Genomic DNA, 26570 nt, shown 5'->3' on the forward strand with positions numbered 1-26570 from the left:
CGCCTGCGATGGCCCGCTCAGCCGCCGCCCTGCAACGGCATCACCTTCAGTTCCCCCTCCTGCCGCGCCTTGATGGCGAGGGCCGCGGCATGCGATCCGGCCAGCGTGGTGAAATAGGGGATCTTGTCATATAGCGCGACCGAGCGGATCTCGCGGCTGTCCTCGATGGCCTGCGCCCCCTCGGTCGTGTTCATCACCAGAACGATCTGGTCGTCCTTCATCATGTCCACGATATTGGGGCGGCCCTCATAGACCTTGTTGACCACCTCGCAAGCCATGCCATGTTCCTGCACGAACGCCGCCGTGCCGCGCGTCGCCACCAGTTCGAATCCCAGATCGACCAGCACCTGCGCCGCCTCGACCAGTTGCGGCTGCTTGTCGGAATCCTTGATCGACACGAACACCTTGCCGCCCTCCGGCAGATCGACCCCCGCGCCCATCTGCGCCTTGAGAAAGGCGCGCGGGAACGACACGTCCCACCCCATCACCTCGCCGGTCGAGCGCATCTCGGGGCCAAGGATCGTATCGACCCCCGGAAAGCGCGCGAATGGCAGCACCGCCTCCTTGACCGAGAACCACGGCATGTTGGGATCGGCCAGCGTCATCTGATCGGCCATCGGCAGGGTGCCGGGCTTGGTATCCTTGGGATATGGGCCGCGATAGGCAAAGTCGTCCAACGTCTCGCCCGCCATCAGCCGTGCGGCAATCGCGGCAATGGCTGAATCCGTGGCCTTGGCGACAAATGGCACTGTGCGGCTGGCGCGCGGGTTGACCTCGATCAGATAGATGTCCTCGCCCTTGACCGCGAACTGCACGTTCATCAGCCCCACGACGTTGAGCGCCAGCGCCAGCGCCTCGGTCTGTTTCTTGATCTCGGCAATGGTGGCCTCGCTCAGCGAATAGGGCGGCAGCGAACAGGCCGAATCGCCGGAATGCACACCGGCCTCCTCGATATGCTGCATGATGCCCGCCACATGCACGCGGCGGCCATCGCAGAGCGCGTCCACATCGCATTCGATAGCGCCCGACAGATAGCTGTCCAGCAACACCGGACTGTCGCCCGAGACCACCACCGCCTCGTTGATGTAACGCTCCAGATGCGCCATGTCGCGCACGATCTCCATCGCGCGTCCGCCCAGCACATAGGACGGGCGGATAACCAGCGGAAAACCGATCTCCTCCGCAATCGCCAGCGCCTGCGCATCGGTGCTGGCAATCCCGTTGCGCGGCTGCTTCAGACCCAGCCGGTTGACCAGCGCCTGAAACCGCTCGCGGTCCTCGGCCAGGTCGATGGCATCGGGCGTGGTGCCCAGTATCGGAATCCCCTCCGCCTCCAGCGCGCGCGCGAGTTTCAGCGGTGTCTGCCCGCCAAATTGCACGATCACCCCGTGCAGCGTGCCGTTTTCCTGCTCCTTGGTCAGGATTTCCATCACATGCTCGAATGTCAGCGGCTCGAAATACAGCCGGTCGGATGTGTCGTAATCCGTGCTCACCGTTTCCGGGTTGCAGTTGATCATGATCGTCTCATAGCCCGCCTTGCTCAGCGAGAAACAGGCGTGACAGCAGCAATAGTCAAACTCGATCCCCTGCCCGATCCGGTTCGGCCCGCCGCCAAGGATCACCACCTTCTTGCGGCCCGAGGGGCGCGCCTCGCATTCCACCTCGCCCATCATCGGGGCCTCGTAGGTGGAATACATATAGGGCGTCTGCGCCTCGAACTCGGCGGCGCAGGTGTCGATCCGCTTGAACACGGCACGCACCCCCAGGTTGGCGCGCGCCCGGCGCACCTGCCCCTCGTCCCGGCCCGTTAGCCTAGCCAGGCGCGCATCGGTAAAGCCCATCATCTTGAGCCTGCGCAGCCCCTCTTCGGTCATCGGCAGGCCGTCGCGACGGATGCGCTCCTCGGCCTCGACAATCTCTCGGATACGGGCCAGAAACCACGGATCATAGGCGGTAGCGGCGTTGATCTCGTCATCCGACAGCCCGTGGCGCATCGCCTGCGCGATGGTGCGCATCCGGTCGGGCGTCGCCACCGACAGCGCACGGATCACGGCGGCCTTGTCGGGCGCGCCCTCGATGATGATTTCGTCAAAACCGCTCAGGCCGGTTTCCATGCTGGCCAGCGCCTTTTGCAGGCTCTCGTGAATGGTCCGGCCAATCGCCATCGCCTCGCCCACCGATTTCATCGCGGTGGTCAGATGCGGCTTGGAGCCGGGGAATTTTTCGAAGGCAAAACGCGGGATCTTGGTCACTACATAATCAATAGTCGGCTCGAACGAGGCTGGCGTCACCTTGGTGATGTCATTGTCCAGCTCATCCAGCGTATAGCCCACCGCCAGCTTGGCCGCGATCTTGGCGATCGGAAACCCCGTCGCCTTGGACGCCAGCGCCGAAGAACGCGACACGCGCGGGTTCATCTCGATCACCACCATGCGCCCGTCGGCAGGGTTCACCGCCCATTGCACGTTCGACCCACCAGTCTCGACCCCGATCTCGCGCAGCACGGCGATGCTGCCGTTGCGCATGATCTGATACTCCTTGTCGGTCAGCGTCAGCGCCGGGGCCACGGTGATCGAATCGCCGGTATGCACGCCCATCGGATCGACATTCTCGATGGAACAGACGATGATCGCGTTATCCGCCTTGTCGCGGACCACCTCCATCTCGTATTCCTTCCAGCCCAGCAGGCTCTCGTCGATCAGGATCTGGCTCACGGGCGAGGCATCGAGGCCCGACTTGCAGTAATGCACGTAATCATCCCGGTTATAGGCCACGCCGCCGCCGGTGCCGCCAAGGGTGAAGGCCGGGCGGATGATCGCGGGCAGGCCCACGTAATCAATCGCCGCCATGCACTCGTCCATGTTGTTGGCAATCGTCGCCTTGGGGTTTTCCAGCCCCAGCCGGTCCATCGCCTCACGAAAGAGCTTGCGGTCCTCGGCCATCTCTATGGCCTGCCGGTTCGCCCCGATCAGCTCGACCCCGAATTTCTCCAGCACGCCCATGTCGGCCACCGCCAGCGCGGTGTTCAGACCCGTCTGCCCGCCCATCGTGGGCAACAGCGCGTCGGGGCGTTCCTTTTCGATGATCCGGGCGACGACCTCGGGCGTGATCGGCTCGATATAGGTGGCGTCGGCCAGTTCCGGGTCGGTCATGATCGTCGCCGGGTTGGAATTGACCAGAATGACGCGATATCCCTCTTCGCGCAGCGCCTTGCAGGCCTGTGCGCCGGAATAGTCGAACTCGCAGGCCTGTCCGATGATGATTGGCCCCGCTCCGATGATCATGATGGATGAAATATCGGTTCTTTTCGGCATAATCGGTCCCCGGACATCTGACGTCTGCTCGCGGGATCGACCCGCGCGCGCAAATTGGTGGGGTTATAGCCATGTCATGCCCCGGCGCAAGGGGCATCGCAAAACCGGGCTGCAACGACGCTTTTGTGGGTGTGTTTTACCCGTGGCAGGCCTAAATATCGCAGCAGCACGCAAGGGGATGCGCATTGCAGATTCGTTTTGACCACGGACCGACGGGGACCGCCTGCACCTTTGCACAGGCGGCGCGGCTGATCGTGGCCGAAACCCCGGCAGAGGTGCCCGCCGCTCTCGCCGCGCTGGATCAGGCCCGCACCGAGGGTCACTGGCTGGCCGGCTTCGCCAGTTACGAGCTTGGCCATGCCCTCGAACCGCGGCTTGCATCCTGCATGCCCGCCCGTCGCCGCCTGCCGCTCCTGCAATTCGGCGCCTATGCCACACCGCGTGACGCCGCACCGCTGGCCCCCGGCCCCGCCACTCTTGGCGATATGACCCCCGGCTGGGACCAGCCCCGCTATGGCCGCGCGTTTCAGACCGTGCATGACTATATCTGCGCGGGCGATATCTATCAGGCCAACCTGACCTTTCCCCTGACGTTGACCGCCACCGGCAGCCCGCAGGCGCTCCATGCCGCGCTGGCGCGCGTCCAGCCGGTGCGCCACGGCGCGCTGATCGAGGCCCCCGGCCTACCCGCGATCCTGTCACGCTCGCCGGAACTGTTCTTTCGCACCCATGCCGACGGGCGGATCGAAACCCGCCCGATGAAGGGCACGCAGCCGCGTTCGCCCGACCCCGCAGAGGACGCCCGCCGCCGCCAATTCCTGCAATCGGACGCCAAGAACCGCGCCGAGAACCTGATGATCGTCGACCTTCTCCGAAATGACATCTCGCGGATCAGCCTGCCGGGATCGGTGCGCGTGCCGGAGCTATTTTCGGTCGAAACCTACGAGACGGTGTATCAGATGACCTCGCGCATAACGGCGCAGATGCAGCCGGGCACGGGCCTCTCGGACATCCTGCGCGCCCTCTTTCCCTGCGGTTCGATCACCGGCGCGCCCAAACTGCGCGCCATGCAGATCCTCGCCCAACTCGAAAACCGCTCCCGCGACATCTATTGCGGCACCATCGGCTGGGCCGCCCCCGACGGGCGGGCGGAATTCAACGTGGCCATCCGCACCCTGATGATCGAGGATGGCCGCGCCACACTCAACGTGGGCGGCGGCGTCGTCTATGACAGCACGGCGGCAGGCGAATACGAAGAGGCGCTCTGGAAGGCGCGCTTTGCCCGCGCCCTCATCCCCGCCTGCGCGTGACGACGCCTCACTCCGCCGCGTGGCGCAGCCCGCCATCCTCCCCGCAATAGAGGTAATCGCGCGTCAGCGGCACCGCATCCTGTTTCGGCGTCAGTTGAAACTGGAACACCACCTGATTGTTGAGCCGGAACGTCAACTCGCTGGCGATCAGGTAATAGCGCCACATCCGGCAGAACCGGTCATCGTAGAGCGCGCGCACCTTGTCGATATTGGCCTCGAACCGCTCGCGCCAGTGGCGCAGCGTCTCGGCATAATGCAGCCGCCACACCTCGACATCGGCGGTGACCAGCCCGTGTCGTTCGACAGCCGCGACCGCCTCTGACATGGCCGGGCAATAGCCGCCCGGAAAGATGTATTTCAGAATCCACGGGCTTGTCGCCCCCGGCGGTCCGGCCCGCCCGATGGTGTGAATGAGCGCGATGCCGTCCGGCGCCAGCAGCCGCCGCACGCTGTCAAAATAGGTGTCATACTGCGGCACGCCTACATGCTCGAACATGCCGACCGATACGATCCGGTCGAACTGTCCCGCGACGTCCCGGTAATCCATCAGATGAAACCGCGCCTTGTCCGCCAGCCCGGCCTTTTCGGCGCGCTGATTGGCCACCCTGTGCTGTTCCTGCGAGAGGGTGATCCCGGTCACCTGCGCGCCGAAATCCCGCGCCAGCGTCAGCCCCATGCCTCCCCAACCGCACCCGATATCCAACACCCGCATCCCCGGCTTGATCAGCAGCTTTGCGGCGATATGCGCCTTCTTGGCCGCCTGCGCCTCGTCCAGCGTCATGTCGGGGCGCGCGAAATAGGCGCAGGAATATTGCCGGTCCGCATCCAGGAACAGATCGTACAGCTCGCCCGACAGATCATAGTGATGCGCCACATTGGCTCGCGACCGCCCCACCGGGTTGAACTGATCGAACCGCCGCTTGAGCCAGCGCAGCGTCTCCAGCGGACGCCGAAACCACGGCTGCCCCTGTGCCGCGATATTCATGATCGCCAGACTGAGAAAGCCGTAGACATCATCGCCCTCGATGGTCAGCCGGCCATCCATGTAACCTTCGCCCACCGCCATGTCGGGCGAGATCACGATCCGGCGCGGCAGGTTCTCGTCATGCAGGGTGATCGCCACCTCCGGCCCACCCGCGCCGCTGCCGTAAACCCGCGTATCCCCACCCGGAAAGGTCACGCTCAGCCGACCCTGCTTGAACAGATGGCTCAGCAACCTGTTCAGTGCCCTGGCCCACATCTTTCACCCCCTTGTCGCGCGCCCACCCCGGCGCATCTCAACGGTGTCCGGAACCTGCCGTTCGGCCGGTCTATTCGGGCCTGACGGCGGGTGCAGGCGGCATTTTTACCCAAATCCCATTCTGTGTAAACGGTTTTGCCCCGGCGCCGCCCCCCGCACCCTTGACTTTGCCGCCCCGCCAATGTGTATCACCCCGGACCCGTCACACACCCCAAGGCCCCGGCCCGGAGAGCATATCATGCACGCATATCGCAGCCATACCTGCGCGGATCTCGGAAAATCCAATGTCGGCCAGACCATCCGCCTCGCGGGCTGGGTCCACCGCATCCGCGATCATGGCGGGGTTCTGTTCATCGACCTGCGCGATCACTATGGCGTGACACAGCTGATCTGCGACCCCGACAGCCCGGTTTTCGCCGCCGCCGAGCGGCTGCGCAGCGAATACTGCATCCGAATCGACGGGGCGGTAAAGGCGCGCGATGCGGGCCTTGTGAACCCCAAGCTGCCCACCGGCGAGATCGAGGTCTATATCCACGACCTCGAAGTACTCGGCGCGGCGGGGGAACTGCCGCTTCAGGTCTTTGGCGATCAGGAATACCCCGAGGAAACCCGCCTGCGCTATCGCTATCTCGATCTGCGCCGCGAGGCGATGCAGCGCAACATGACGCTGCGATCGGACGTTGTGGCCTCATTGCGCCGCCGCATGTGGGATCGCGGTTTCCGCGAATTCCAGACGCCGATCATCACCGCCTCCTCCCCCGAGGGCGCGCGCGATTTTCTGGTGCCCTCGCGCCTGCATCCGGGCAGGTTCTACGCCCTGCCGCAGGCGCCGCAGCAGTTCAAGCAGCTCATCATGGTCTCGGGTTTCGACAAGTATTTCCAGATCGCGCCCTGCTTTCGCGACGAGGACCCGCGCGCCGACCGCTCGCCCACCGATTTCTATCAATTGGACATGGAAATGTCCTTTGTCACGCAACAGGACGTGTTCGACACCATCGCCCCGGTGATCGCGGGCGTGTTCGAGGAATTCGCCGACGGCAAGACGGTCGATGCGCCCGAGGAGTGGTCGCAGATTTCCTATGCCGACTCCGCCCTCTGGTATGGCACCGACAAGCCCGACCTGCGCAACCCGATCAGGATGCAGGACGTGTCAGAGCATTTCCGGGGCAGCGGCTTTGCCATCTTCGCCAGGCTGCTCGAACAGGAGGGCACCCAGATCCGCGCCATCCCCGCGCCCACAGGCGGCAGCCGCAAGTTCTGCGACCGCATGAACGCCTTTGCCCAGAAAGAGGGGCTGCCGGGGATGGGGTATATCTTCTGGCGGGAGGCAAAAAAAGCCTACATTCGCGGCAATTCAAAGCTGGCGGACATGCTTTGGGATCTTTGTGATGGTAATGAATCCAGGAAAAAGATCGACCTCCTTATAAAGGAATTCAGGCCAAGTGAAGAAAGCGATGCCCTTCAGGTGCTCGCATACCTCGATTCTGATCGTCCCGATCAGGCTCAGCCCGCAATCGTCGAATTGTTTGGGCAGTCTATCCCCGAAGCCGCAGGCCCGCTCGCCAAGAACATCGGCCCCGAACGCACCGAGGCGATCCGCCAGCAACTCGGCCTTGGCGTAGGCGATGCCGCCTTCTTCCTCGGCGGCAAACCCCAGACGTTCGAGCGGGTGGCGGGCAAGGCGCGCAACGTGATCGGCGAGGAACTCGGCCTGACGGACGAAAACCGCTTCGCCTTTGCCTGGATCGTCGATTTCCCGATGTATGAGGCGGACGAGGAAACCGGCAAGGTCGATTTCTCGCACAACCCCTTCTCAATGCCCCAGGGCGGAATCGACGCCCTCGACGGCGACCCGCTCAGGGTGCTGGGCTATCAGTATGACCTCGCCTGCAACGGCTATGAACTCGTGTCCGGCGCGATCCGCAACCACAAACCCGAGATCATGTTCAAGGCGTTCGCCCTCGCCGGCTACGGCGAGGACGAGGTGCGCAAGCGCTTCGGCGGCATGGTCAACGCCTTTCAATACGGCGCGCCCCCGCACGGCGGCTGTGCTGCGGGCATCGACCGCATCGTCATGCTCTTGGCGGGCACCTCGAACATCCGCGAGGTCATCATGTTCCCGATGAACCAGCGCGCCGAGGACCTGATGATGAACGCCCCCTCCGATCCAACCAGCGATCAGCTGATGGAACTGGGGCTAAGGGTCATCCCGCAGGAGTGATTCTACTCCGGTGTGATATTGCCCGGCAGTATCCCGAAAACCAGAACCGGACAGCCGCCACTGCGCCCTGCGGCTATCCGGCTGATGAGCTTATGGGTGCCTGTCGTGCTCGCCCCGAATTTCGCCGCGACCGTGCTGGCGGTCTCATTGCCGTGCTTGTCCAGGCAATATCCAAGCGACTGAAAGAACTCCTGCGACAACTCGCGTGTGACGATAACCCCGACGTCAATCACACCCGCCTCGAAGAAACTGCGAAACGCATAAAGATCGCGGTCATAGGTCTGATCCTTGCTGTTCCATTCGTAGTCAAACGCAACCCGACCGCGCCAGAAATCGACCAGATGGTTATGTATGTAATCCTCGCGCAGGATACGGTCGATTTCCGGTGCCTTGTCGCCCTTGCCTTCGCGAAGTTTCACCAGCAGATCGGCCTCGATCCTGACCTCCTGATGAAATCCCTCCGCCGCAGCCAGATCGGCGAACCGGGTCGTTGCCGACATCCGGTTGCCACCCGGCGAACGGATCTCGGTGCGGCTTATCGTGAACCCGTCAAGAATGCGCAGGATTGACGCCAGTTCATCCGGCGCGCGCTGTGCGAGCACCGCAGCGGCACTCCTGTAGCTGGTAACGGAATAGCGTCCTGCCAGGCTCCAGCCGATCTGCGATCTCACCAGCGCCGGCTCGTCAAACACGGCGTCCTCGACGCGACGTGCCATGCTATTCAGCCGCTACGCCTGAATTGTAGGAATACGTCTTCCAGCTCGGTTTGTAATCCGCATCCGCCTGATTGCCCCAGACTGTCCAGCCTTCGCGCACGCCGCGCCCGAACAGTTCCAGATAGGGGCCCCAGGAACATCCCTCGATCAGATCGTATTGCTCATCCGGTTTGCGCGAGTGTTCGCGCTTGCGGGTCTGCACCATGTTCACCTGACGTCGTCCGGGGGCAAGGGTGCGCGCATTCCTGCCCCGCGTCCCGAACAGCAGAATCTCGGTCACATTGCGAAAATAGAACCCCACACCGCGCCCGTCACTGCCGCCATCCTTGCGAACCTTGTGCCAGATGATGTTCGACTTGTAGTCGAACCCCCATGCCATCAGAACCTGCAACCCCTCGGGCAAAAGCGCATTCGGCACCCAGAGGTAACAATGCGCCGCATCCTCCAGATGCTCGGCGACCGGCAGCGCGCATATATCCTCCAGCGTCATCGTCGGATAGCGCGACAGCCGCTTGTGTTCCGGGGCAACCTTGCCGGTGCGGTTGGTAAAGCGCCACGGCGGATCGGCCAGCACACAGCCGAACCGGTCACCCCCGAGAAACCTGCGCAGGTCTTGTGTTGCGGATTGTCCCATATCCAACATATTGAAGAACTCCACCCGGCTTGTCATGGTGAACAATACTGGAACATAGCCCTTTCCATCCGGTTAACACAAGCGCGGTTTCGCATCCCGCTCACACCATTCACTTGGCGACCCCGCCACGGCAGGATAAACCGTCACACATGACCGATGACCGCCCCCTCGCCGATTGGCGCCCCCCGCCCCCGCCCGACGGATCGCCTCTTGCCGGGCGCTATGCACGCCTCGAACGGCTCGATGCCGACCGGCACGCCGCAGATCTGCACGCCGCGAATTGCGCCGACGACGCGATCTGGGATTATCTGCCCTACGGCCCGTTTTCCTCGGCTGCGCAATATCACCGCTGGGCGCGGCAGATGGCGGCGGGCAGCGATCCGCTGTTCTACGCGATCACCGATCTGGACAGCGGCCAGTTGGGCGGCGTTGCCAGCTATCTGCGCATCATGCCCGCATCAGGCAGCATCGAGGTGGGCCATATCAATTTCGCCCCGGCACTCAAGCGCACCCGCGCCGCGACCGAGGCGATCTACCTGATGATGCAATGGGCCTTTCAGGCAGGCTATCGCCGGTTCGAATGGAAATGCGATGCGCGCAACCTGCCCTCGCGCCGCGCGGCACAGCGCCTGGGGCTGAGCTATGAGGGGGTGTTCCGGCAGGCCACCGTGGTCAAGGGCCGCAACCGCGACACCGCCTGGTTCGCCGCCATCGACGCCGAATGGCTCGCGCTGCAAGAGGCGTTCAGCCTCTGGCTCGATCCGGCGAATTTCGACGGCGCGGGTCGGCAACGCGAACGTCTCGGCAATCTCACCCGCCATGTGCGCGCGGCCTCCGATCCCGCGCTGGGCTAGATCGCCATCCGCGCGGCCAGCCGCGCCTTGATCAACCCGCTCACCCGGGCAATCCCGGCCCCGGACCCATGCCCGGTCAGCGCTTCGGCGGCCTGCGCCAGCGCACGGTCCCCCGCCGCGCGCGCCACACCGCTCAGGAATTGCGCCACATAGGCCAGCACGGCGGCACTCTGCCCGCTCTCCATCAGGCTCTGCACATGCTCCAGATCGTCGCGATAGGCCAGCGGATCGGGGCTGACCACCTCGTCGCTGACGCCGTAGGGTCCGACCGGGCAGCGCTCGGGCGGCAGGTGGCGCAGCACCGCCTGCTGAAACGCCCCCAGACTTTCCACCGGCTTGGGCAAAAATCCGTCCGCCCCCGCCGCCAGCGCCGCCACACCCGCCGACGCATCGCCGCTGATCGCCAGAATCACGCCGACGCGCGGGCGTGCCTGATCCAGATCGGCGATCAGATTAACCCCCGACCCGTCCGGCAGACCCAGATCAATGATCACCACCGAGGGGCGGTAGACCTGCAGATGTCGCCGTGCCGACACCAGGCAATCGGCGCGCCGGATCCGCGCCCCGCTGCGCAGACACATCAGCCGCAACGCCTCTGACGCATAGCGGCTGTCCTCGACCGCCAGCACGGTCATGCCCAGAAGCGGGCGCTGGGCACTGGGCGCGCGCAACGGCGCAAGGCTGTCAACATCACTCATGGCGCTGATCCTTCTCGTGATCCTCAGGCCATCAGCATGGCGCGGCTTTGGTGAACGTCAGGTTAATGCGCGGATTGCGGCCGCCTGTCGCTTGTCACAGTCGCGCATCACCCCCATAACAGGACCAGACCAGACGAAAGGACCGCCCCATGATCGGACGCCTCAACCACGTGGCCATCGCCGTGCCCGACCTGACAGCCGCCGCTGACCAGTATCGCACCGCATTGGGTGCCCGTGTAGGTCCGCCGCAGGACGAACCCGATCACGGCGTCACGGTCGTTTTCATCGAACTACCCAACACCAAGATCGAATTGCTCTATCCCCTCGGAGAAAACAGCCCGATCAACGGCTTTCTGGAAAAGAACCCCTCGGGCGGCATCCACCATGTCTGCTACGAGGTCGAGGATATCATCGCCGCGCGCGACCACCTGAAATCCACCGGCGCGCGCGTTCTGGGCAACGGCGAGCCAAAGATCGGCGCGCATGGCAAGCCGGTGCTCTTCCTGCATCCCAAGGATTTCAACGGCTGCCTCGTGGAACTGGAGCAGGTCTGATGGGCATCACCTCCGCCATCGTCCTCTTCGCGGTGATCTGGTTCATGACCTTCTTCGTCGTGCTGCCGATTCGCATCCAGACCCAAGGCGATCTGGGCAAGGTCACCCCCGGCACCCATGCAGGCTCCCCCGAACATCACCACCTCAGGAAAAAGGCCTGGATCACCACCGGCATCGCCCTCGTGCTCTGGATCATCATCGGCGGCACGATCATTTCCGGCGCGATCACCGTGCGCGATCTCGACATGTTCAACCGGATGGGGCCCGCGACCGCGACTGAATAGCGTGATGGATATGGGTGAACGTGGCCGCGCCCAGAATTGGTATGAGCAGGTTTACCAGCGGCACCGAGAGCGGCATCGCCATCAGCACCCCCGCCGCCCAGATCGTCATCCGGTGCCTGCGGCGCAGCGCCCGCGCCTCCGCCCGCCCCACCCGGCGCATCGCGGCCAGCTGGAAATACTCCATTCCCAGCAGATACCCGTTCAACCCCCAGAAGATGAAGAGCGCGAAGGGCGAGAGGATCACGTAGAGAAAGAGCGCGAGGATGTTCGCGCCGATGATCACACCGAGAAAATTCACCGTGTCGCGCAGCGCCTCACCAAACGGCACGTTTGGCGCGGGCGGCAGGCCGGGATAATGGCGGTCCTCCACCGCCTGCGCCACCTCGTCGAGAAACATCGAGGTGATCGCAGAGGCCACCGGCACCATCAGGAAAACCGACAGCATCAGCATGACCAGCAGCGACCCCGCGCTCAGCAGATCGCCCAGCCACGTCACCTCGCCCAGAAGCGGCAGGCTGGTGCTGTCGCCCACCGTCCATTGGATCACCCAGAGCACCGCCGCATAGACCGCGATCAAGAGCGCCAGCGTCAATCCGACGCCCAGGATCAGAACCCGGCGGAACCGGGGATCGCCGACCTGCCCGACAGCCTTGAGGAAACTGGCGAAAATCATTCCGAAACCCATGTGGTGATCGCGTCGATATCCGGGCGCGGGCGCTCGGGCGGCGCGACGCCTTCGCTGCCGATATGGATGAGCCCGGCCACCCGCTCATGCTCCGCCAGCCCCAGGGCGGCCCCGGCGAAATCCCGGTCCTGGCTCGCCCAGCCGGTCAGCCAGTTGGCCCCCCAGCCGGCGGCAAGCGCGGCGTTGAGCAGCCCCAGACAGACGCAGGCCGCCGAATACATCTGCTCGATGGCGGGGATCTTCTCGGATGGCTTCGGACTCTCGATCACCGCCACCGCCAGATGTGCATCCGCAAACTGTGAAACCTGCTTGGCGATATCCTCGGGCCCCTTGCCCAGCCGCGCGCCGACCGAAGGCACCAGCCCCGCCAGCCGCAAGAGTGCCGCACGCTCCAGCACGATCATCCGCCACGGCTCCAGCTTGCCGTGATCGGGGCTGCGCGCGGCGGCGATCAGCAGCGGGCGCAGGGCCGCGCGATCCGGCACCGGCAGGATCAGCGTCTTTGCCGGCCGTGACCGGCGGGTTTGCAGGAATTCCAATGCGGCTTGGTTGGGCTGGGGCATGGTGCTCTTTCTCACTCGGGACGCCCCCACATGTCGGCAAAGCCGCGCCCGGGGTCAAGGGCCAAGCGGCGGAAACCGCGTTGAACCGCACAGTCCCCCCGGCTAGGCATATGCCATGGACATCCCCGATCTCAGCTCCCTTGCCCGGCCCGGCACGCGCATCGCCCTGCGCGTCACCCCCAGGGCATCGCGCAACCGGATCGTGGCCGAGGGCGATACCCTGCGCGTCTATGTCACCACCCCGCCCGAGGACGGCAAGGCCAACGCCGCCGTGCTCAAACTGCTGGCCAAGGCGCTCGGCCTGCCCAAATCACGGCTGACGCTGATCCACGGGCAAACCTCGCGCGACAAGGTGTTTCAGGTCTCGTAGACCGGGCTTCAGCCCGGCGCCCTACGCCACCCCCGCCCGCAGCGCGTCATGGATATGCACCAGCCCGCGCAGCATCCCGTCCTCATCCACCGCGAAAAGCGCGCTGATCTTGTAGGTGTTCATCACGCCCAACGCCTCGGACAACAGCGCCTCGGGCGCAATGCTGCGCGGATTGCGGGTGGCGACCTCTCCGGCGCTGCGCGCCATCAGATCCGACAGGTTGCGCCGCAGGTCGCCATCGGTGATGACACCTAACAGCCGCCCGCCCTCGGCCACCGCCGCCACACCAAACCCCTTGGCGGTCATCTCTATCAGCGTCTCCCCCATCGGCGTCGCCTCCCGCACCACCGGCAGCGCGGCGCCGGTATGCATGACCGACGACACCCGCAATAGCTGCGCCCCCAGCGTGCCGCCGGGATGAAAAGCCAGGAAATTCTCGCGCTCGAAACCGCGCAGACGCATCATCGCCACCGCCAGCGCATCGCCCAGCGCCATCGTGCAGGTCGTGCTGGTGGTGGGCGCCATGCCGATGGCGCAGGCCTCGGGTGCATCGGGCAGTTGCAACAGATGATCGGCCTGCTGCGCCAGCGTGCTGTCCGCCTTCTTGGTGATCGCGATCAGCGGAATGGCAAAACGGCGGGTATGGGCGATGATATCGGCCAACTCGCGCGTCTCGCCGGAATTCGAGATCAGGATCACCGCATCCTGATCCGTGATCATTCCCAGATCGCCATGACTCGCCTCGCCGGGATGGACGTATTGCGCCGGACTGCCGGTGCTGGCCATGGTTGCGGCGATCTTGGCGGCGATATGCCCCGACTTGCCCATGCCCGAGACGATCACCCGCCCCCGCACCTGCAAGAGCCGCGCCACCACCGCGTCGAAATCCGCGGGCAACGCCGCCTGCATCGCCACAAGCGCCTCGGCCTCGATTCTGATCACCTCGCGGGCGATCTGGGTGGACGTCTGTGTCGCTGACATTGACAGGGCTCCTATATGCGTTCGCACTGATAGCGCGACGCGGGCGCGAGGCCAAGCGACAGGATGCCGGGGCCGGGTATTTCCGCCGGACACAACCTGCAATCTCTCACGATTTTGCTACTGGTCACCGCCCGCGCACCGCCATAACGTCGCCACCATGAGCCCCGATACCGCAATCCTCGACAGCCGCTATGCCTGGACACGCCTCGCGCTGTCGCTGGTCATCGCCACCGTGGGCAGCGCCGGGATCTGGTCGATCGTCGTCGTCATGCCCGCCATTCAGGCCGATTTCGGCGTGGCGCGCGGCGATGTCTCGCTGCCCTATACGCTGACCATGCTGGGCTTTGCGCTCGGCAACCTCGTGATCGGGCGAATCGTTGACCGCTTTGGCATCACCGTCACCCTGATCGCCTCGGCGCTGCTGATTGCCGCCGCCACCGGCATGGCGGCGCTCAGCCCATCTGTGCCGGTGCTTACCGGCCTGCAATTCGTGATCGGCTTCGGCAGCGCCGTCGGCTTTGGCCCGCTCATCGCGGATGTGTCGCAATGGTTTCTCCGACGACGCGGGATCGCCGTGGCGATCGCGGCCAGTGGCAACTACCTCGCCGGGGCGGTCTGGCCGGTGATCCTCGCAGGGGTTCTCGCCGGGCAGGGCTGGCGCGCCGTCTACCTGGTGCTGGCCGCCTCCACCCTCGCCATCGTCATCCCGCTGGCGTTTTTCCTGCGCCGCCGCGTGCCGCTGGCCGCGCGCGCCCATGCCGACACATTGTCCATCGCCCGCGCCAGCGCCACCGGCCTCTCGCCGCGCATGCTCATGCTGCTGCTGGGGCTGGCCGGGATCGGCTGCTGCGTCGCCATGTCCATGCCGCAGGTCCATATCGTCAGCTATTGCGTCGATCTGGGCTATGGACCCGCCGTCGGCTCGCAGATGCTGTCGCTGATGCTGTTGGGCGGGGTTGCCTCGCGGCTGGTCTCGGGGCTGCTGGCCGACCGGCTGGGCGGTGTGCGCACGCTGCTGATCGGCTCGGGTCTGCAATGCCTGGCACTCTTTCTCTACCTGCCCTCGGACGGGCTGACATCGCTCTATATCGTCAGCCTCGTCTTTGGTCTGGCGCAGGGCGGCATCGTGCCCAGCTACGCGGTCATCGTGCGCGAATACATGCCCAGCGAAGAGGCCGGCCGCCGTGTCGGTTTCGTGCTCATGGGCACCATCCTCGGCATGGCCTTGGGCGGCTGGATGTCGGGCTGGATCTATGACCTGACCGGCAGCTACAAGATGGCGTTCCTCAACGGCATCGCCTGGAATTTCCTCAATATCGGGATCATGGTCCTGATCCTGATGCGCACCCGGACACGCAGCCCGAGCCCTTTGCCCGCCTGAACCCTCCTGCCGTTTTCAGACCCTGAATATCCGGTTTTCTCCGCTATGTCCTGACTGCGCAGGTGAGTTGCAAATGCCGCATGGATTTTCCGCGCTTTACCCCTTGCGCCATGGCAAAAATCCAATATGTGCGGGGCGTGGCTGGTGATCCGGCCCCGATCGCAACCCTTTATGATGGAGGCAAGCCATGACCCGCGACGAACTGAACCGCGAACTGCGCGCACATAGTGCCTCCTGGCAGGCCGTGCTGATCGTCTATGGAATGATCGTCGGCACCATGGTGCTGTCGGCCATGGCGATCCTGTAACCGCCGAGACGCCCGCAGAATTCAGACCGGATCAGCGGTGGAGGGGTTACCCCTCCCCGCCCGGTGTCAGGCATTGGCGCCCGTAACCTTGGGATCGTTCGGGTCGATCCGCGCCGATGCGGCATCGCCCACATTGTCCACCCCGCGCTCCTCCAGCAACGTGGTCAGCCAGTTGGGATCCATCTCCGGCACCGAACTCAGCAACAGATCCGTATAGGGATGATGCGGCGGCTTGAACATCTCGTCCTTGGGACCCTGTTCAACCACCTTGCCATGCTGCATCACCACAACCTCATCGGCGATCGAGCGTACCGTGGCCAGATCGTGGGTGATGAACATATAGGCCAGGTTCATCTCGTTCTGCAGCCGGTCCAGAAGGCGCAGGATGCCCTCCGCCACAAGCTGATCCAGCGCCGATGTCACCTCGTCGCAGACGATGAACGTAGGTTCCGCCGCCAGAGCACGGGCAATCCCGATGCGCTGCTTCTGCCCGCCTGACAGTTCCGGCGGATAGCGGTTGTAATATTGCGACGGCTCCAGCTCGATCAGGTCGAGCAACTCATCCACCCGGTTCTTGAGCGCGACCCCCTTGAGGCCCGAATAGAACGCGGCGGGCCGCCCGATGATCTCGGAAATCCGCACCTTGGGATTGAGTGCGGTATCGGCCATCTGATAGATCATCTGACATTGCCGCAACTGATCCTTGGTGCGATCCCTGTAGCTGGCCGGAAACGGCTTGCCCTTGAACAGTACCTCGCCCTTCATCGGCGGCAAAAGGCCGGTGATCACCCGCGCGGTGGTGGATTTGCCGGAACCGGATTCGCCGACCACCGCCACCGTCATCCCCTCGTAGATATCGAAACTCACGTCATCCAGCACCTTTTCCCCGCCGGTATAGGCGGCATCGACATTGCGTACCGAAATCAGCGGCACGCCATCCTTGGGCCGATAACGCTGCGGACTCTCGAAACTGCGCACCGCCCAGAGCGATTTGGTGTAATCCTCCTTGGGGTTGTCGAGCATCTCCTTGGTCGAGGCTTCCTCGACCTCTTCGCCCTTGAGCAGCACCTTGATCGTATCGGCCATCTGCGCCACGACGGCCAGATCATGGGTGATGTAGATCGCGGCGGTGTTGAACTGTTCCACGATGTCGCGGATCGCGGCAAGAACCTCGATCTGCGTGGTCACGTCGAGCGCCGTCGTCGGCTCGTCAAAGATGATGAGATCCGGGCGGCACGCCATCGCCATCGCCGTCATCGCCCGCTGCAATTGCCCACCCGACACCTGGTGCGGATAGCGGAATCCGATTTCCTGCGGATTGGGCAGGCGCAGCCGCTCATACAGATCCATCGCATCCTCCTGCGCCTCCAGCCGCTTTTTCAGCCGGTATTGCAGCGGGGCCTCGGTGTGCTGGTCGATGATCTTGTGCGCCGGGTTGAACGACGCCGCCGCCGACTGCGCCACATAGGCGATGCGCGACCCGCGCAGCGCGCGCCGCTCGCTCTCCGACGCCGTGGTCAGTTCCATCCCGTCGAACTCGATCGAGCCTTCCGAGATGCGCGTGCCGTCGCGGGCATAGCCCATGCAGGCCGCGCCGATGGTGGATTTCCCAGCACCCGATTCACCGATCAGCCCCATCACCTCGCCGCGATGCAGGGTCAGATCGACACCCTTGATGATGTCGATCCAGGTTTCATCCGAATAGCCCTGGATTTTCAGGTCACGGATTTTCAGCAGAACTTCTTTTTTCTTGGTCATGACGGTTACACCTTCAGGCCAGAGGAACGGTAGAGCATCCAGTCCACCACGAAATTGACCGCGACGGTCAACAGCGCGATGGCCGCCGCAGGAATGAGCGGAGTGATGTCACCGAACGAGATCAGCGTCGCATTTTCGCGCACCATGGATCCCCAGTCAGCGGTCGGTGGCTGAATGCCCAGACCAAGGAAACTCAGGCCGGCGATGAGCAGGAACACGAAACAGAATTCCAGCCCGAATTCCGCCACCAGCGGTGCCGTGGAATTGGGCAGGATCTCGCGCCGGATCAGATACCACGTCCGCTCACCCCGCAGCTTGGCGGCCTCGATGTAATCCATGACCACCACATTACCCGCCACCGCCCGCGTAAGGCGAAAGACGCGCGGGCTGTAGATTACCGCGACGACGAGAACCAGAATGATCTCGGACGGGTTGAAGATGATCAGCATGGCACCGGCAAAGACGACCGCCACGCCCACCAGAACCGTAATGCCTATCAGCCAGCCGATCACGCTGCGCTCCGATACCGCCGAAACCACCAGCAGCCCGGTGAGAATGGCGAAACCAGTCAGCAGATAGAAACTCGTCGTGTCATTGGCCAGTTCCCCGCCAAAGATCGACAGCATCAACAGCGCGAAGATCAGCGAGGGGATCGACATGATCACATCCGAGGTGCGGGCGATGACCTGATCGAACCAGCCACCGCTCGTCGCCGCCAGCAACCCCGCCAGCGCGCCCAGCGTGAACGCCAGCACCGTGCCCATGAGCGCCAGCGCCACCGTGTTGCGCGCGCCGTAGACCAGTCGGCTGAACATGTCGCGGCCCAACTGATCCGCCCCCAGCAGCATGTTCTCGTCCGCCGGGGCAAAGGCCGACGAGATCACCTGTGCCTCACCGAACGGGGCGATGAAAGGCGCAAATATCCCGGCAATCGCAACGGTGAAGATCACGAACATCCCGAAGGCTGCAGTCAGCGGCGCGGTGCGCAACTCCTTGGCCATGTTCTGCGAGGCGATGACGATCAGGAACTCGCGGAACGCATAGGCCACCATCGCCGACAACGCCAGCAGCCCCGCCGCGATCGCCACGATTCTGAGCGCCGCAACCCCGCCGATGATCCCCAGAACGAACGAGACCAGCGTCAGCGAAAACAACAACAGAAACGCCGCTCGCTTGTTGAAATAGGCCGCAAGGCAGGACGCGCCGAGAAGCAGAGTATAGTAGAGGATGACGAAAACACTCATGTCTCTGCCCCTTATTTCGGATGCCGCAGGCGCGGGTTGGTCAGAATCGCACCCACATCCGCCGCCAGATTGAGCAGGATGAAGGTCGCGGCAAAGATCAGGCAGCAGGCCTGTACCACCGGGAAATCACGCTTGCTGACCGCGTCGACCAGCGCCTGTCCGATGCCGGGATAGACAAACACCACCTCGACCAGCACAACGCCGGTGATCAGATAGGCAAGGTTCAGGGCGACCACGTTGATGATCGGCGCCCAGGCATTGGGCAGGGCATGCCGCACGATCACCTTCCAGGGCGGCGTGCCCTTGAGCCGCGCCATCTCTATATAAGGACTGGCCAGCAGGTTGATGATCGCCGCGCGGGTCATGCGCATCATATGCGCCGTCACCACCAGCACCAGCGTGAGCGCGGGCAGAAAGGTGCGGTGCAGCAGATCGACAAAGCTCATGTCGGCCCTGAGACTGGCAATCGCCGGAAACATGCCCCAGTTCACCGCGAAATAGAGGATCAGGATATAGCCCAGAAAGAACTCGGGCGACGAAATCGAGGTGAGCGTCGCCACATTCGCCACCCGATCAAAGATCGAGTTGCGCAGCAGCGCGACCAGAACCCCCAGAACGATCGACACCGGCACCGCGATCACCGCCGCATAGGTTGCCAGAAACAGCGTATTGGCGAACCGCTCGCCGATGGTCTCAGAAACGCTCGCCCCGGTCACGATGGAATTGCCGAAATCGAACACCACCGCGCCCTTGAGCCAACCCAGATAGCGGACGACAGCGGGCTGATCGAGCCCCATCTCTTTGCGCAGCGCAGCAAGGTTTTCAGGCGTCGCTCCCTGACCCAGAACCGCTTGCGCGATATCGCCGGGCAAAAGCTCAACCATGAAAAATATGATGACCGAGATGACCAGTAGAATGATCAACCCCAGTCCGAGCCGTTTTGCAACGAGCCCCAGGATGTCCCCCATCTTTCCCTCCTGCTGTTGTTGCCTGCCGCCTTGTTCCGGCGGGGCCTTTTCGGCTCAGGCTAACAGTATTTCATGCCACGACGGCAATTATTTTCATGACTCCGGACACCGGTCGTCAAACCCCGTCCCGACAACGGAAAAACCCGGCACCGTAAGAGATGCCGGGCTTATCATTGCGTCACGCCGCGAACCACCAGCGGCTGGCGGCGCGCGCGCCGTCACAGCCCCAACTCGCCGCGACATTCTCGGGGCGCTCCACGCCTTTACCGCGGGCATAGACCCAGTTGTTGAAGAACGGCAACAGCGTGCCACCGTCATCGCGCATCAGCATGCACATTTCGCGATACATCTCGGCCCGCAGATTCTGATCCAGCTCCGCCTTGGCCTGCAGCAGCAACTCGTTGAACCGCTCGTTCTGCCAGCGGGTCTCGTTCCAGGCGGCGTCATCCTTGTAGGCCAGCGTGAACATCACGTCTGGCGTCGGGCGCGCGCCCCAGGATACGGCGCTGAACGGCTTTTTCAGCCAGACATCGGAATAGTAACCGTCCGACGGTTCGCGCACGACGTTGATGTTGATCCCCGCCGCCTTGGCCTGTTCGGCGTAGAGCACGCACATGTCCACCGCGCCAGTATAGACGCTTTCGGCGACCGAGATATTGACCCTCAGCCCTTCCTGGCCGGCTTCACGCAACAGAGATTTCGCCTGATCCGGGTCATATTCGCGCTGCGGGATATCGTCGGGCCAGTAGGGCTGCACCGGCGACAGGTGGAAATCGTTACCCTTGGTCGCAGCACCAAACGAGATCTTCTCGATGATCTCGTCGCGGTCGATCGCCAGCTTCAGCGCGGTGCGCACCCGCACATCGTCGAACGGGACAGTGTCGCAATGCATCGGCATGGTGATCGCTCCACCCGATGGGATATTGTCCACCGAGATGTCGGGATTGCGCTGCAAAAGCGCCAGAGTCTTGAGCTCGATCAGCGACACACAATCCACATCGCCCGTCACCAGCGCCGTCTGGCGCGCGTTCGGATCGTTGAGGATGATCATGCTCACCTGATCGAAATAGGCGCCGTCCAGATGCCAGCCGTCATGACGGCTGAGCGCCCACTGGATGCCGAATTCGCCCGAGTCGATCTTGTAGGGGCCAGACCCGTCGCCGGATTGCCAGTTGATCGTGCCATCGCCGTTCGACGGGCAGATCGCAAAGTGATAGTCGGTCATCAGCCAAGGCAAATCGGCATTGCCGCGCGCCAGCGTGATCACCACCGTATGATCGCCATCGGCGGTAATATCCGTCACATCAGTCAACAGCGCCTTGGCCGCCGAGGTCGAGGCATCGCCGCGGTGATGGTTTAGGCTGTCGATGACATCCTGCGAGGTGACCGGCTTGCCACTGTGGAAGGATGCGTTGGGGTTCAGTTCGAACGTCCACTGCTTCGCGTCCGGCGTCGCCTCCCAGCTCAACGCGATATCCGGGCCGAGCGTGTTGTCCGGCTCGATCAGCGTCAGATAGCTGCGATGGGTGTGCGCCAGAAAGATCATCTGCCGCGTCACATAGGTGCCCGGATCATGCGTGTCCGAGGTGTTGCCGTCATGCACGCCCCAGCGGAACGTGCCGCCGCGGCTCGGGTTGGCGGCGGCGGACGTGCCCCATAGGCCAGTGGCAGCAGAGGCCGTGATCCCCGCGGCAGCGGCAAAATGCATGAACGACCGGCGCGAGATGTCGCCCCTGCGTGCGGCATCGGCCAGCCTGTCCAGAAGGACCTGATCGGTTTTCTTTGTCATGAGACTTCCCTGTTTTGTGGTTGATGTGTCATTGGAGAGCCCGCTTGACCGGACTTCTCCCAAAGCTTCCTTTTCAGAGGACCTGCAAGGATGCTCAAATACGACATATTGAAAACAAAACACGAAACGACCCACGTTTCCAGCCTCTATTCCGGAAATCACCAAAGATTTAAAGGTCAGAAATACTGAGGTTTTTTGGTTCAGGATGACGAAAACCTACGTCCGACGTGCCCGCAGCCTGGAAAAGTAATCGAGTCGTTTTTTGAGCTCGCGCTCGAATCCGCGCTCGACCGGCTGATAGAGAACGGGCCGTTTCATGCCCTCGGGAAAATAGTTCTGCCCCGAAAATCCGTCCTCGGCATCATGGTCATAGGCGTACCCCTCGCCATAGCCCTGCTCCTTCATCAGCCGGGTCGGCGCATTGAGGATATGCTTGGGCGGCGGCTCGCTGCCGGTCCTCTTGGCCTCCTGCATCGCCGCCTTGTAGGCGCCATAACCGGCATTCGATTTCGGCGCGAGTGCCAGATAGGTCACCGCCTGCGCCAGCGCCAGTTCGCCCTCCGGACTGCCCAGACGCTCGTAGATCTCCCAGGCATGCAGACAGACGGACTGTGCCTGCGGATCTGCCAGCCCGATATCCTCGATCGCCATCCGGGTGATCCGTCGCGCCAGGTAGCGCGGATCCTCGCCCCCCGTCAGCATCCGAGCCAGCCAGTAGAGCGCGGCGTCGGGATCCGACCCGCGCACCGACTTGTGCAGCGCGGAAATCAGGTTGTAATGCTCGTCGCCCGACTTGTCGTACTTGGCCGCGCGTTTCATCAGGCGCCCCGCCAACGCGGCGCTGTCCAGCTTGTCCTCGACACGCCATGCCGTCACCTGCTCGATCAGGTTCAACAGCGCACGCCCGTCGCCGTCGGCCATTTCCAGCAGCGCCTCGCGCGCCGGACCGTCCAGCGGCAGGGCGCGGCCCAGATCCTTCTCCGCCCGCTGTGCCAGCCGTTCCAGATCCACCAGATCAAGCCGCGTCAGCACCAGCACCTGCGCGCGGCTCAGCAGCGCCGCGTTCAACTCGAACGATGGGTTCTCCGTCGTCGCCCCCACCAGCAGGATCGTGCCATCCTCCATATGCGGCAGAAACCCGTCCTGCTGCGCCTTGTTGAACCGGTGAATCTCATCGACGAACAGCAGCGTGCCCTGCCCGTTGCCGCGCCGGTGCTTTGCCTCCTCGAACACCCGGCGCAACTCCGGCACGCCGGTAAAGATCGCGCTGATCTGCACGAAATGCAGATCGGTCTCATCCGCCAATAACCGCGCGATGGTGGTCTTGCCCACACCGGGCGGCCCCCAGAAGATCAGCGATCCCAGGCTGCCCGAGGCCAGCATCACCCCAAGCGGCGCGTCAGGCCCCAGCACCTGATCCTGCCCGATCACATCGCCCAGCACACGCGGGCGCAGCCGGTCGGCCAGCGGACGCGGGGCGGTGCCGGACGGGGGCGTTGCACCACTGTCGAAAAGATCCGCCATACCTCAGATCCGCAGCCGCAGCATCACGCGCTGCGACCCGCGCTGCACCTCCAGCGCAAGGCTGCGACCGGCGTTGTTCAACGCGGTCACGGCGCTGGCGCTGTCCGGTGTCGCAACCCCGTTGACCGCGCGCAGGATATCGCCCGCCCGCAGACCCGCCCGCGCGCCATAAGGCCCCGGATCCTCGACGATCGTCCCCTCGGCCATCAGCGGCAGACGATACTGGTCGATCACCGCCGGGTTGACGGTCGACAGCGTCAGCCCCGGCAGCGCGGCGCGCGGGCCGGTCTCGACCGTCGCACGCGGTGGCTCGTCCGGGGCGGCGATCATCGGCACCTCGACCTGTGCCGCCTCGCCGTCACGCAGGCGGGTGATGACGGCGCTGTTGCCGATACCCGCCAGCGACATGCGATAGACCATCTCGGCGGGGCTGCCCACCGGCTGACCGCCCACCTGCGAGATCACATCGCCGGGTCGGATGTGACCGGCAAAACTGCTCATCGGATGCACCTGAGAAATCACGATCCCGTCGGGTCGCACAAGGCCCAGCCCCTCGGCCACATCTGGCGTCACCGGCTGACCGCCCAACCCCGCCCAGGGCCGCTCGAACGCGGTCTTGCCCGCCTGCGCCTGCGCCACGAACTGCGCCACCAGCGCCGAGGGAATAGCAAAACCGATCCCGTTGGATCCACCAGAACGCGACAGGATAGCCGTGTTGATGCCGATCAGATCGCCATTCACATCAACCAGCGCGCCACCCGAATTGCCGGGATTGATTGGCGCGTCGGTCTGGATGAAGTAGCCGCGCGCATTGCCCATCGCGGTGCCCGACCGTGCAAGCCCCGAAACGATACCGCTGCTGACGGTCTGCCCCACGCCAAACGGATTGCCGATCGCCAGCACCAGTTCGCCCACCTGCACGCTGTCGCTGTCGCGCAGGTTCAATGCAGGCAGATCCGGCGCATCCTCGATCTGCAACACCGCAAGATCGGCCTCTTCATCGCCCAAAAGAACCTTTGCCGCATATTCGCGCCGGTCGTTCAGAACCACGCGGATATCCGTGGCCTCACCCACCACGTGATAGTTCGACACCACGATACCATCCGCCGACAGGATCACGCCCGACCCGAGCGAATTCTGCACCTGCGGGCGACCAGCCCCGAAATCGTTGAAGAACCGCTCAAAGAACGGATCCCCCCGGAACGGGCTACGCTGCGCCTCGACCACGCGGCGGGCATAGATATTTACCACCGCCGGGGCCGCCTGCCGCACCACGGGGGCAAAACCAAGCTGGATCTCGGATTGCGTCACCGGCACACGGGTCTCGGCCACGGCCGGACCCGCAAGCGCGATCAGGAACATACAGAGAATGCGGATCAATCTGGCCTCCACGCATCTTGACTGTCCGCCACAGGATATGCGGGGGCGGCACGGCCAATGCAAGCCTCCGCTGTTTCCTCCCAGCGGCAAGAACCCGATCCGCCACATGCAAAGGCCCCCGCCGGTGAAGGCAGGGGCAAAACGTCAACCAACTGATGTGGTTGTATTATTCTTCGTCAGCCATCTCTTCGGCGGCAAGGCGGGCACGATCGCCGGCGCCCTTGGCGTCGACATCGCGATCGACGAATTCGATGATTGCCATCGGCGCCATGTCGCCATAGCGGAACCCGGCCTTGAGCACGCGGACATAACCGCCCTGACGCTCCGCGTAGCGGGGGCCGAGAACGTCGAACAGTTTGGTCACATGGGCATCCTGTTTCAGTTGTGCAGCAGCCTGACGGCGGGCGTGCAAATCGCCGCGCTTGCCCAATGTGATCAGTTTTTCAACGATCCGGCGCAGTTCCTTGGCCTTGGGCAGGGTGGTCTTGATCTGCTCATGTTCGATGAGCGAGCCGGCCATGTTCGCCCACAGTGCCTTGCGGTGCTCCTGGGTGCGATTGAGGCGGCGGTATCCTCTGGCGTGACGCATTTTCTATCTCCTTCGCGTTTTGCTTTGTCCGGCGGTCCGATGCGTGTCGCACCGCTCTCCTTGGGGCGGGATTGCCCGGGGTGGTGGGTTGGCACCCACCCTACGTTCCTGCCGTAGGGTGGGTGAAACCCACCATGTCTCAAAAGGCGTCTTCGAATTTCTTGGCCAGATCCTCGATATTGTCGGGCGGCCAGTCTTCGACATCCATACCCAGATGCAGCCCCATTCCGCTGAGCACTTCCTTGATCTCGTTCAGCGACTTGCGACCAAAGTTCGGGGTGCGCAGCATCTCGGCTTCGGTTTTCTGGATCAGATCGCCGATATAGACGATATTGTCGTTCTTCAGACAGTTGGCCGAACGTACCGACAATTCCAGCTCGTCCACTTTCTTGAGCAGCAGCGGGTTGAACTCCAGCCCGTCATCGTCATCCTGACGGCTGGCCGATTCCGGCTCGTCGAAATTGACAAAGATCGACAGCTGATCCTGCAGGATGCGCGCAGCATAGGCTACGGCGTCATCCGGCGTCAGCGAACCGTCGGTCTCGATCTTCATGGTCAGCTTGTCATAGTCCAGAACCTGTCCCTCGCGGGTTGGTTGCACGTCATAGCTGACCTTGGTGATCGGCGAATAGATCGCGTCAATCGGGATAAGGCCGATGGGCGCATCCTCGGGCCGGTTGCGGTCGGCCGAAACATAGCCCTTGCCGGTATTCACGGTCAGTTCCATGAACAGATCGGCGCCCTCGTCCAGATGGCAGATTACGTGATCCTTGTTCAGGATCTCGATGCCCGCGCTGTCCGAAATATCACCGGCTGTCACGACACCCGGTCCCTTGGCGTTGACTGACAGGCGCTTGGGACCGTCCACTTCCATGCGGATCGCGACACCCTTGAGGTTCAGGACGATGTCGGTGACATCCTCGCGCACCCCGGCAACCGATGAAAATTCGTGCAGCACATTGTCGATCTGCACTGCGGTGATGGCTGCACCCTGCAACGACGACAACAGCACGCGGCGCAGCGCGTTGCCCAGCGTCAGACCAAAGCCGCGCTCCAGCGGCTCGGCGATCACCACGGCCTGACGCAGCGGGTCATTGCCCGGTTTAACGTCAAGCTGCGTCGGCTTGATCAGTTCAGCCCAGTTCTTGTGGATCATGCGTCCCTCCATTCCAGTTCTGTCCCCATGTCCAAAGGTCCAGAACGCCC

General features: G+C 63.5%; 23 protein-coding genes. 7 read left to right on the forward strand and 16 right to left on the reverse strand.

What is annotated here, in order from left to right; all coding sequences use genetic code 11:
• Positions 1-17: 17 nt before the first annotated feature.
• Positions 18-3314, reverse strand: a complete 3297-nt coding sequence (carB, locus tag BSG08_RS17250; RefSeq protein WP_093039096.1) for a carbamoyl-phosphate synthase large subunit — start codon at positions 3312-3314, stop codon at positions 18-20.
• 185 nt (positions 3315-3499) lie between these two features.
• Between carB and BSG08_RS17255 the strand changes: the two genes are divergently transcribed.
• Complete coding sequence (locus BSG08_RS17255) at positions 3500-4624, forward strand: aminodeoxychorismate synthase component I (protein ID WP_093039097.1); 1125 nt, start codon at positions 3500-3502, stop codon at positions 4622-4624.
• A 7-nt stretch (positions 4625-4631) separates the two neighbouring features.
• Here BSG08_RS17255 and BSG08_RS17260 read toward each other — a convergent pair whose 3' ends face one another.
• The gene (locus BSG08_RS17260) at positions 4632-5864 is read right to left on the reverse strand and encodes an SAM-dependent methyltransferase (protein WP_093039098.1); all 1233 of its coding nucleotides are present in this window, start codon (positions 5862-5864) and stop codon (positions 4632-4634) included.
• A gap of 238 nt (positions 5865-6102) precedes the next feature.
• Here BSG08_RS17260 and aspS point away from each other — a divergent pair, with 238 nt between their 5' ends.
• The gene (gene aspS, locus BSG08_RS17265) at positions 6103-8085 is read left to right on the forward strand and encodes an aspartate--tRNA ligase (protein WP_093039099.1); all 1983 of its coding nucleotides are present in this window, start codon (positions 6103-6105) and stop codon (positions 8083-8085) included.
• A 2-nt stretch (positions 8086-8087) separates the two neighbouring features.
• Here aspS and BSG08_RS17270 read toward each other — a convergent pair whose 3' ends face one another.
• Both BSG08_RS17270 and BSG08_RS17275 read right to left on the reverse strand, forming a co-directional pair.
• Positions 8088-8801 carry a BglII/BstYI family type II restriction endonuclease gene (locus BSG08_RS17270; RefSeq protein ID WP_093039100.1) on the reverse strand — a complete coding sequence of 238 codons (714 nt, stop codon included), beginning with the start codon at positions 8799-8801 and terminating at the stop codon, positions 8088-8090.
• Position 8802: 1 nt separating this feature from the next.
• Positions 8803-9435, reverse strand: a complete 633-nt coding sequence (locus tag BSG08_RS17275; protein ID WP_093039134.1) for an MT-A70 family methyltransferase — start codon at positions 9433-9435, stop codon at positions 8803-8805.
• Between the two features lie 149 nt (positions 9436-9584).
• Here BSG08_RS17275 and BSG08_RS17280 point away from each other — a divergent pair, with 149 nt between their 5' ends.
• Positions 9585-10289, forward strand: coding sequence for a GNAT family N-acetyltransferase (locus BSG08_RS17280; protein WP_093039101.1), 705 nt, complete (start codon positions 9585-9587; stop codon positions 10287-10289).
• On the opposite strand, the gene BSG08_RS17285 is transcribed toward BSG08_RS17280, so the two are convergent.
• Positions 10286-10987, reverse strand: coding sequence for a response regulator (locus BSG08_RS17285; protein ID WP_093039102.1), 702 nt, complete (start codon positions 10985-10987; stop codon positions 10286-10288). The two genes, BSG08_RS17280 and BSG08_RS17285, sit on opposite strands and share 4 nt — an antisense overlap.
• Before the next feature lie 149 nt (positions 10988-11136).
• Here BSG08_RS17285 and mce point away from each other — a divergent pair, with 149 nt between their 5' ends.
• A complete protein-coding gene (gene mce, locus BSG08_RS17290) occupies positions 11137-11541 on the forward strand; it encodes a methylmalonyl-CoA epimerase (RefSeq protein WP_093039103.1) in 405 nt (134 codons plus the stop codon).
• The gene (locus BSG08_RS17295; protein ID WP_093039104.1) at positions 11541-11825 is read left to right on the forward strand and encodes a DUF1467 family protein; all 285 of its coding nucleotides are present in this window, start codon (positions 11541-11543) and stop codon (positions 11823-11825) included. The genes mce and BSG08_RS17295 overlap by 1 nt, the downstream gene beginning before the upstream one ends.
• Here the strand turns inward: BSG08_RS17295 and BSG08_RS17300 are convergent.
• Complete coding sequence (locus BSG08_RS17300; protein WP_093039105.1) at positions 11791-12498, reverse strand: EI24 domain-containing protein; 708 nt, start codon at positions 12496-12498, stop codon at positions 11791-11793. The two genes, BSG08_RS17295 and BSG08_RS17300, sit on opposite strands and share 35 nt — an antisense overlap.
• Positions 12495-13073, reverse strand: a complete 579-nt coding sequence (locus BSG08_RS17305; RefSeq protein ID WP_093039106.1) for a nitroreductase family protein — start codon at positions 13071-13073, stop codon at positions 12495-12497. The genes BSG08_RS17300 and BSG08_RS17305 overlap by 4 nt, the downstream gene beginning before the upstream one ends.
• 115 nt (positions 13074-13188) lie before the next feature.
• Between BSG08_RS17305 and BSG08_RS17310 the strand changes: the two genes are divergently transcribed.
• On the forward strand, positions 13189-13443 hold the full coding sequence (locus BSG08_RS17310) for a DUF167 domain-containing protein (RefSeq protein ID WP_093039107.1): 255 nt from the start codon (positions 13189-13191) through the stop codon (positions 13441-13443).
• Positions 13444-13464: 21 nt separating this feature from the next.
• Here BSG08_RS17310 and BSG08_RS17315 read toward each other — a convergent pair whose 3' ends face one another.
• On the reverse strand, positions 13465-14424 hold the full coding sequence (locus BSG08_RS17315; protein WP_093039108.1) for a KpsF/GutQ family sugar-phosphate isomerase: 960 nt from the start codon (positions 14422-14424) through the stop codon (positions 13465-13467).
• 157 nt (positions 14425-14581) lie between these two features.
• On the opposite strand from BSG08_RS17315, the gene BSG08_RS17320 reads away from it, so the two are divergent.
• Positions 14582-15805 carry an MFS transporter gene (locus BSG08_RS17320; RefSeq protein WP_093039109.1) on the forward strand — a complete coding sequence of 408 codons (1224 nt, stop codon included), beginning with the start codon at positions 14582-14584 and terminating at the stop codon, positions 15803-15805.
• A 373-nt stretch (positions 15806-16178) separates the two neighbouring features.
• Here BSG08_RS17320 and BSG08_RS17325 read toward each other — a convergent pair whose 3' ends face one another.
• The 8 genes from BSG08_RS17325 to BSG08_RS17360 form a co-directional block, all read right to left on the reverse strand.
• Positions 16179-17870, reverse strand: coding sequence for an ABC transporter ATP-binding protein (locus BSG08_RS17325; protein WP_093039110.1), 1692 nt, complete (start codon positions 17868-17870; stop codon positions 16179-16181).
• Between the two features lie 5 nt (positions 17871-17875).
• On the reverse strand, positions 17876-19114 hold the full coding sequence (locus BSG08_RS17330) for an ABC transporter permease (RefSeq protein WP_093039111.1): 1239 nt from the start codon (positions 19112-19114) through the stop codon (positions 17876-17878).
• Between the two features lie 11 nt (positions 19115-19125).
• The gene (locus tag BSG08_RS17335; protein WP_093039112.1) at positions 19126-20082 is read right to left on the reverse strand and encodes an ABC transporter permease; all 957 of its coding nucleotides are present in this window, start codon (positions 20080-20082) and stop codon (positions 19126-19128) included.
• Positions 20083-20260: 178 nt separating this feature from the next.
• Positions 20261-21871: an ABC transporter substrate-binding protein gene (locus tag BSG08_RS17340; RefSeq protein ID WP_093039113.1), complete on the reverse strand. Its 1611-nt coding sequence runs from the start codon at positions 21869-21871 to the stop codon at positions 20261-20263.
• Positions 21872-22087: 216 nt separating this feature from the next.
• Positions 22088-23395, reverse strand: a complete 1308-nt coding sequence (locus BSG08_RS17345; protein ID WP_093039114.1) for a replication-associated recombination protein A — start codon at positions 23393-23395, stop codon at positions 22088-22090.
• Between the two features lie 3 nt (positions 23396-23398).
• The gene (locus tag BSG08_RS17350; RefSeq protein ID WP_093039135.1) at positions 23399-24775 is read right to left on the reverse strand and encodes a trypsin-like peptidase domain-containing protein; all 1377 of its coding nucleotides are present in this window, start codon (positions 24773-24775) and stop codon (positions 23399-23401) included.
• A 166-nt stretch (positions 24776-24941) separates the two neighbouring features.
• On the reverse strand, positions 24942-25364 hold the full coding sequence (rplQ, locus tag BSG08_RS17355) for a 50S ribosomal protein L17 (RefSeq protein ID WP_093039115.1): 423 nt from the start codon (positions 25362-25364) through the stop codon (positions 24942-24944).
• Positions 25365-25503: 139 nt separating this feature from the next.
• Entirely contained in the window at positions 25504-26520 is a 1017-nt protein-coding gene (locus BSG08_RS17360) for a DNA-directed RNA polymerase subunit alpha (RefSeq protein WP_093039136.1), read from the reverse strand.
• Positions 26521-26570: the final 50 nt, after the last annotated feature.

Origin of the sequence: Roseovarius azorensis, from assembly GCF_900109455.1 — a bacterium.
Lineage (GTDB): Bacteria > Pseudomonadota > Alphaproteobacteria > Rhodobacterales > Rhodobacteraceae > Roseovarius > Roseovarius azorensis.

Bases quoted from the DNA above. Each gene is read 5' to 3' on its own strand.
- carB (WP_093039096.1), bottom strand. From the start codon at position 3,314: ATGCCGAAAAGAACCGATATTTCATCCATCATGATCATCGGAGCGGGG.
- BSG08_RS17260 (WP_093039098.1), bottom strand. From the start codon at position 5,864: ATGTGGGCCAGGGCACTGAACAGGTTGCTGAGCCATCTGTTCAAGCAG.
- aspS (WP_093039099.1), top strand. From the start codon at position 6,103: ATGCACGCATATCGCAGCCATACCTGCGCGGATCTCGGAAAATCCAAT.
- BSG08_RS17270 (WP_093039100.1), bottom strand. From the start codon at position 8,801: ATGGCACGTCGCGTCGAGGACGCCGTGTTTGACGAGCCGGCGCTGGTG.
- BSG08_RS17275 (WP_093039134.1), bottom strand. From the start codon at position 9,435: ATGGGACAATCCGCAACACAAGACCTGCGCAGGTTTCTCGGGGGTGAC.
- BSG08_RS17280 (WP_093039101.1), top strand. From the start codon at position 9,585: ATGACCGATGACCGCCCCCTCGCCGATTGGCGCCCCCCGCCCCCGCCC.
- BSG08_RS17285 (WP_093039102.1), bottom strand. From the start codon at position 10,987: ATGAGTGATGTTGACAGCCTTGCGCCGTTGCGCGCGCCCAGTGCCCAG.
- mce (WP_093039103.1), top strand. From the start codon at position 11,137: ATGATCGGACGCCTCAACCACGTGGCCATCGCCGTGCCCGACCTGACA.
- BSG08_RS17295 (WP_093039104.1), top strand. From the start codon at position 11,541: ATGGGCATCACCTCCGCCATCGTCCTCTTCGCGGTGATCTGGTTCATG.
- BSG08_RS17300 (WP_093039105.1), bottom strand. From the start codon at position 12,498: ATGATTTTCGCCAGTTTCCTCAAGGCTGTCGGGCAGGTCGGCGATCCC.
- BSG08_RS17305 (WP_093039106.1), bottom strand. From the start codon at position 13,073: ATGCCCCAGCCCAACCAAGCCGCATTGGAATTCCTGCAAACCCGCCGG.
- BSG08_RS17310 (WP_093039107.1), top strand. From the start codon at position 13,189: ATGGACATCCCCGATCTCAGCTCCCTTGCCCGGCCCGGCACGCGCATC.
- BSG08_RS17315 (WP_093039108.1), bottom strand. From the start codon at position 14,424: ATGTCAGCGACACAGACGTCCACCCAGATCGCCCGCGAGGTGATCAGA.
- BSG08_RS17320 (WP_093039109.1), top strand. From the start codon at position 14,582: ATGAGCCCCGATACCGCAATCCTCGACAGCCGCTATGCCTGGACACGC.
- BSG08_RS17325 (WP_093039110.1), bottom strand. From the start codon at position 17,870: ATGACCAAGAAAAAAGAAGTTCTGCTGAAAATCCGTGACCTGAAAATC.
- BSG08_RS17330 (WP_093039111.1), bottom strand. From the start codon at position 19,114: ATGAGTGTTTTCGTCATCCTCTACTATACTCTGCTTCTCGGCGCGTCC.
- BSG08_RS17335 (WP_093039112.1), bottom strand. From the start codon at position 20,082: ATGGGGGACATCCTGGGGCTCGTTGCAAAACGGCTCGGACTGGGGTTG.
- BSG08_RS17340 (WP_093039113.1), bottom strand. From the start codon at position 21,871: ATGACAAAGAAAACCGATCAGGTCCTTCTGGACAGGCTGGCCGATGCC.
- BSG08_RS17345 (WP_093039114.1), bottom strand. From the start codon at position 23,395: ATGGCGGATCTTTTCGACAGTGGTGCAACGCCCCCGTCCGGCACCGCC.
- rplQ (WP_093039115.1), bottom strand. From the start codon at position 25,364: ATGCGTCACGCCAGAGGATACCGCCGCCTCAATCGCACCCAGGAGCAC.
- BSG08_RS17360 (WP_093039136.1), bottom strand. From the start codon at position 26,520: ATGATCCACAAGAACTGGGCTGAACTGATCAAGCCGACGCAGCTTGAC.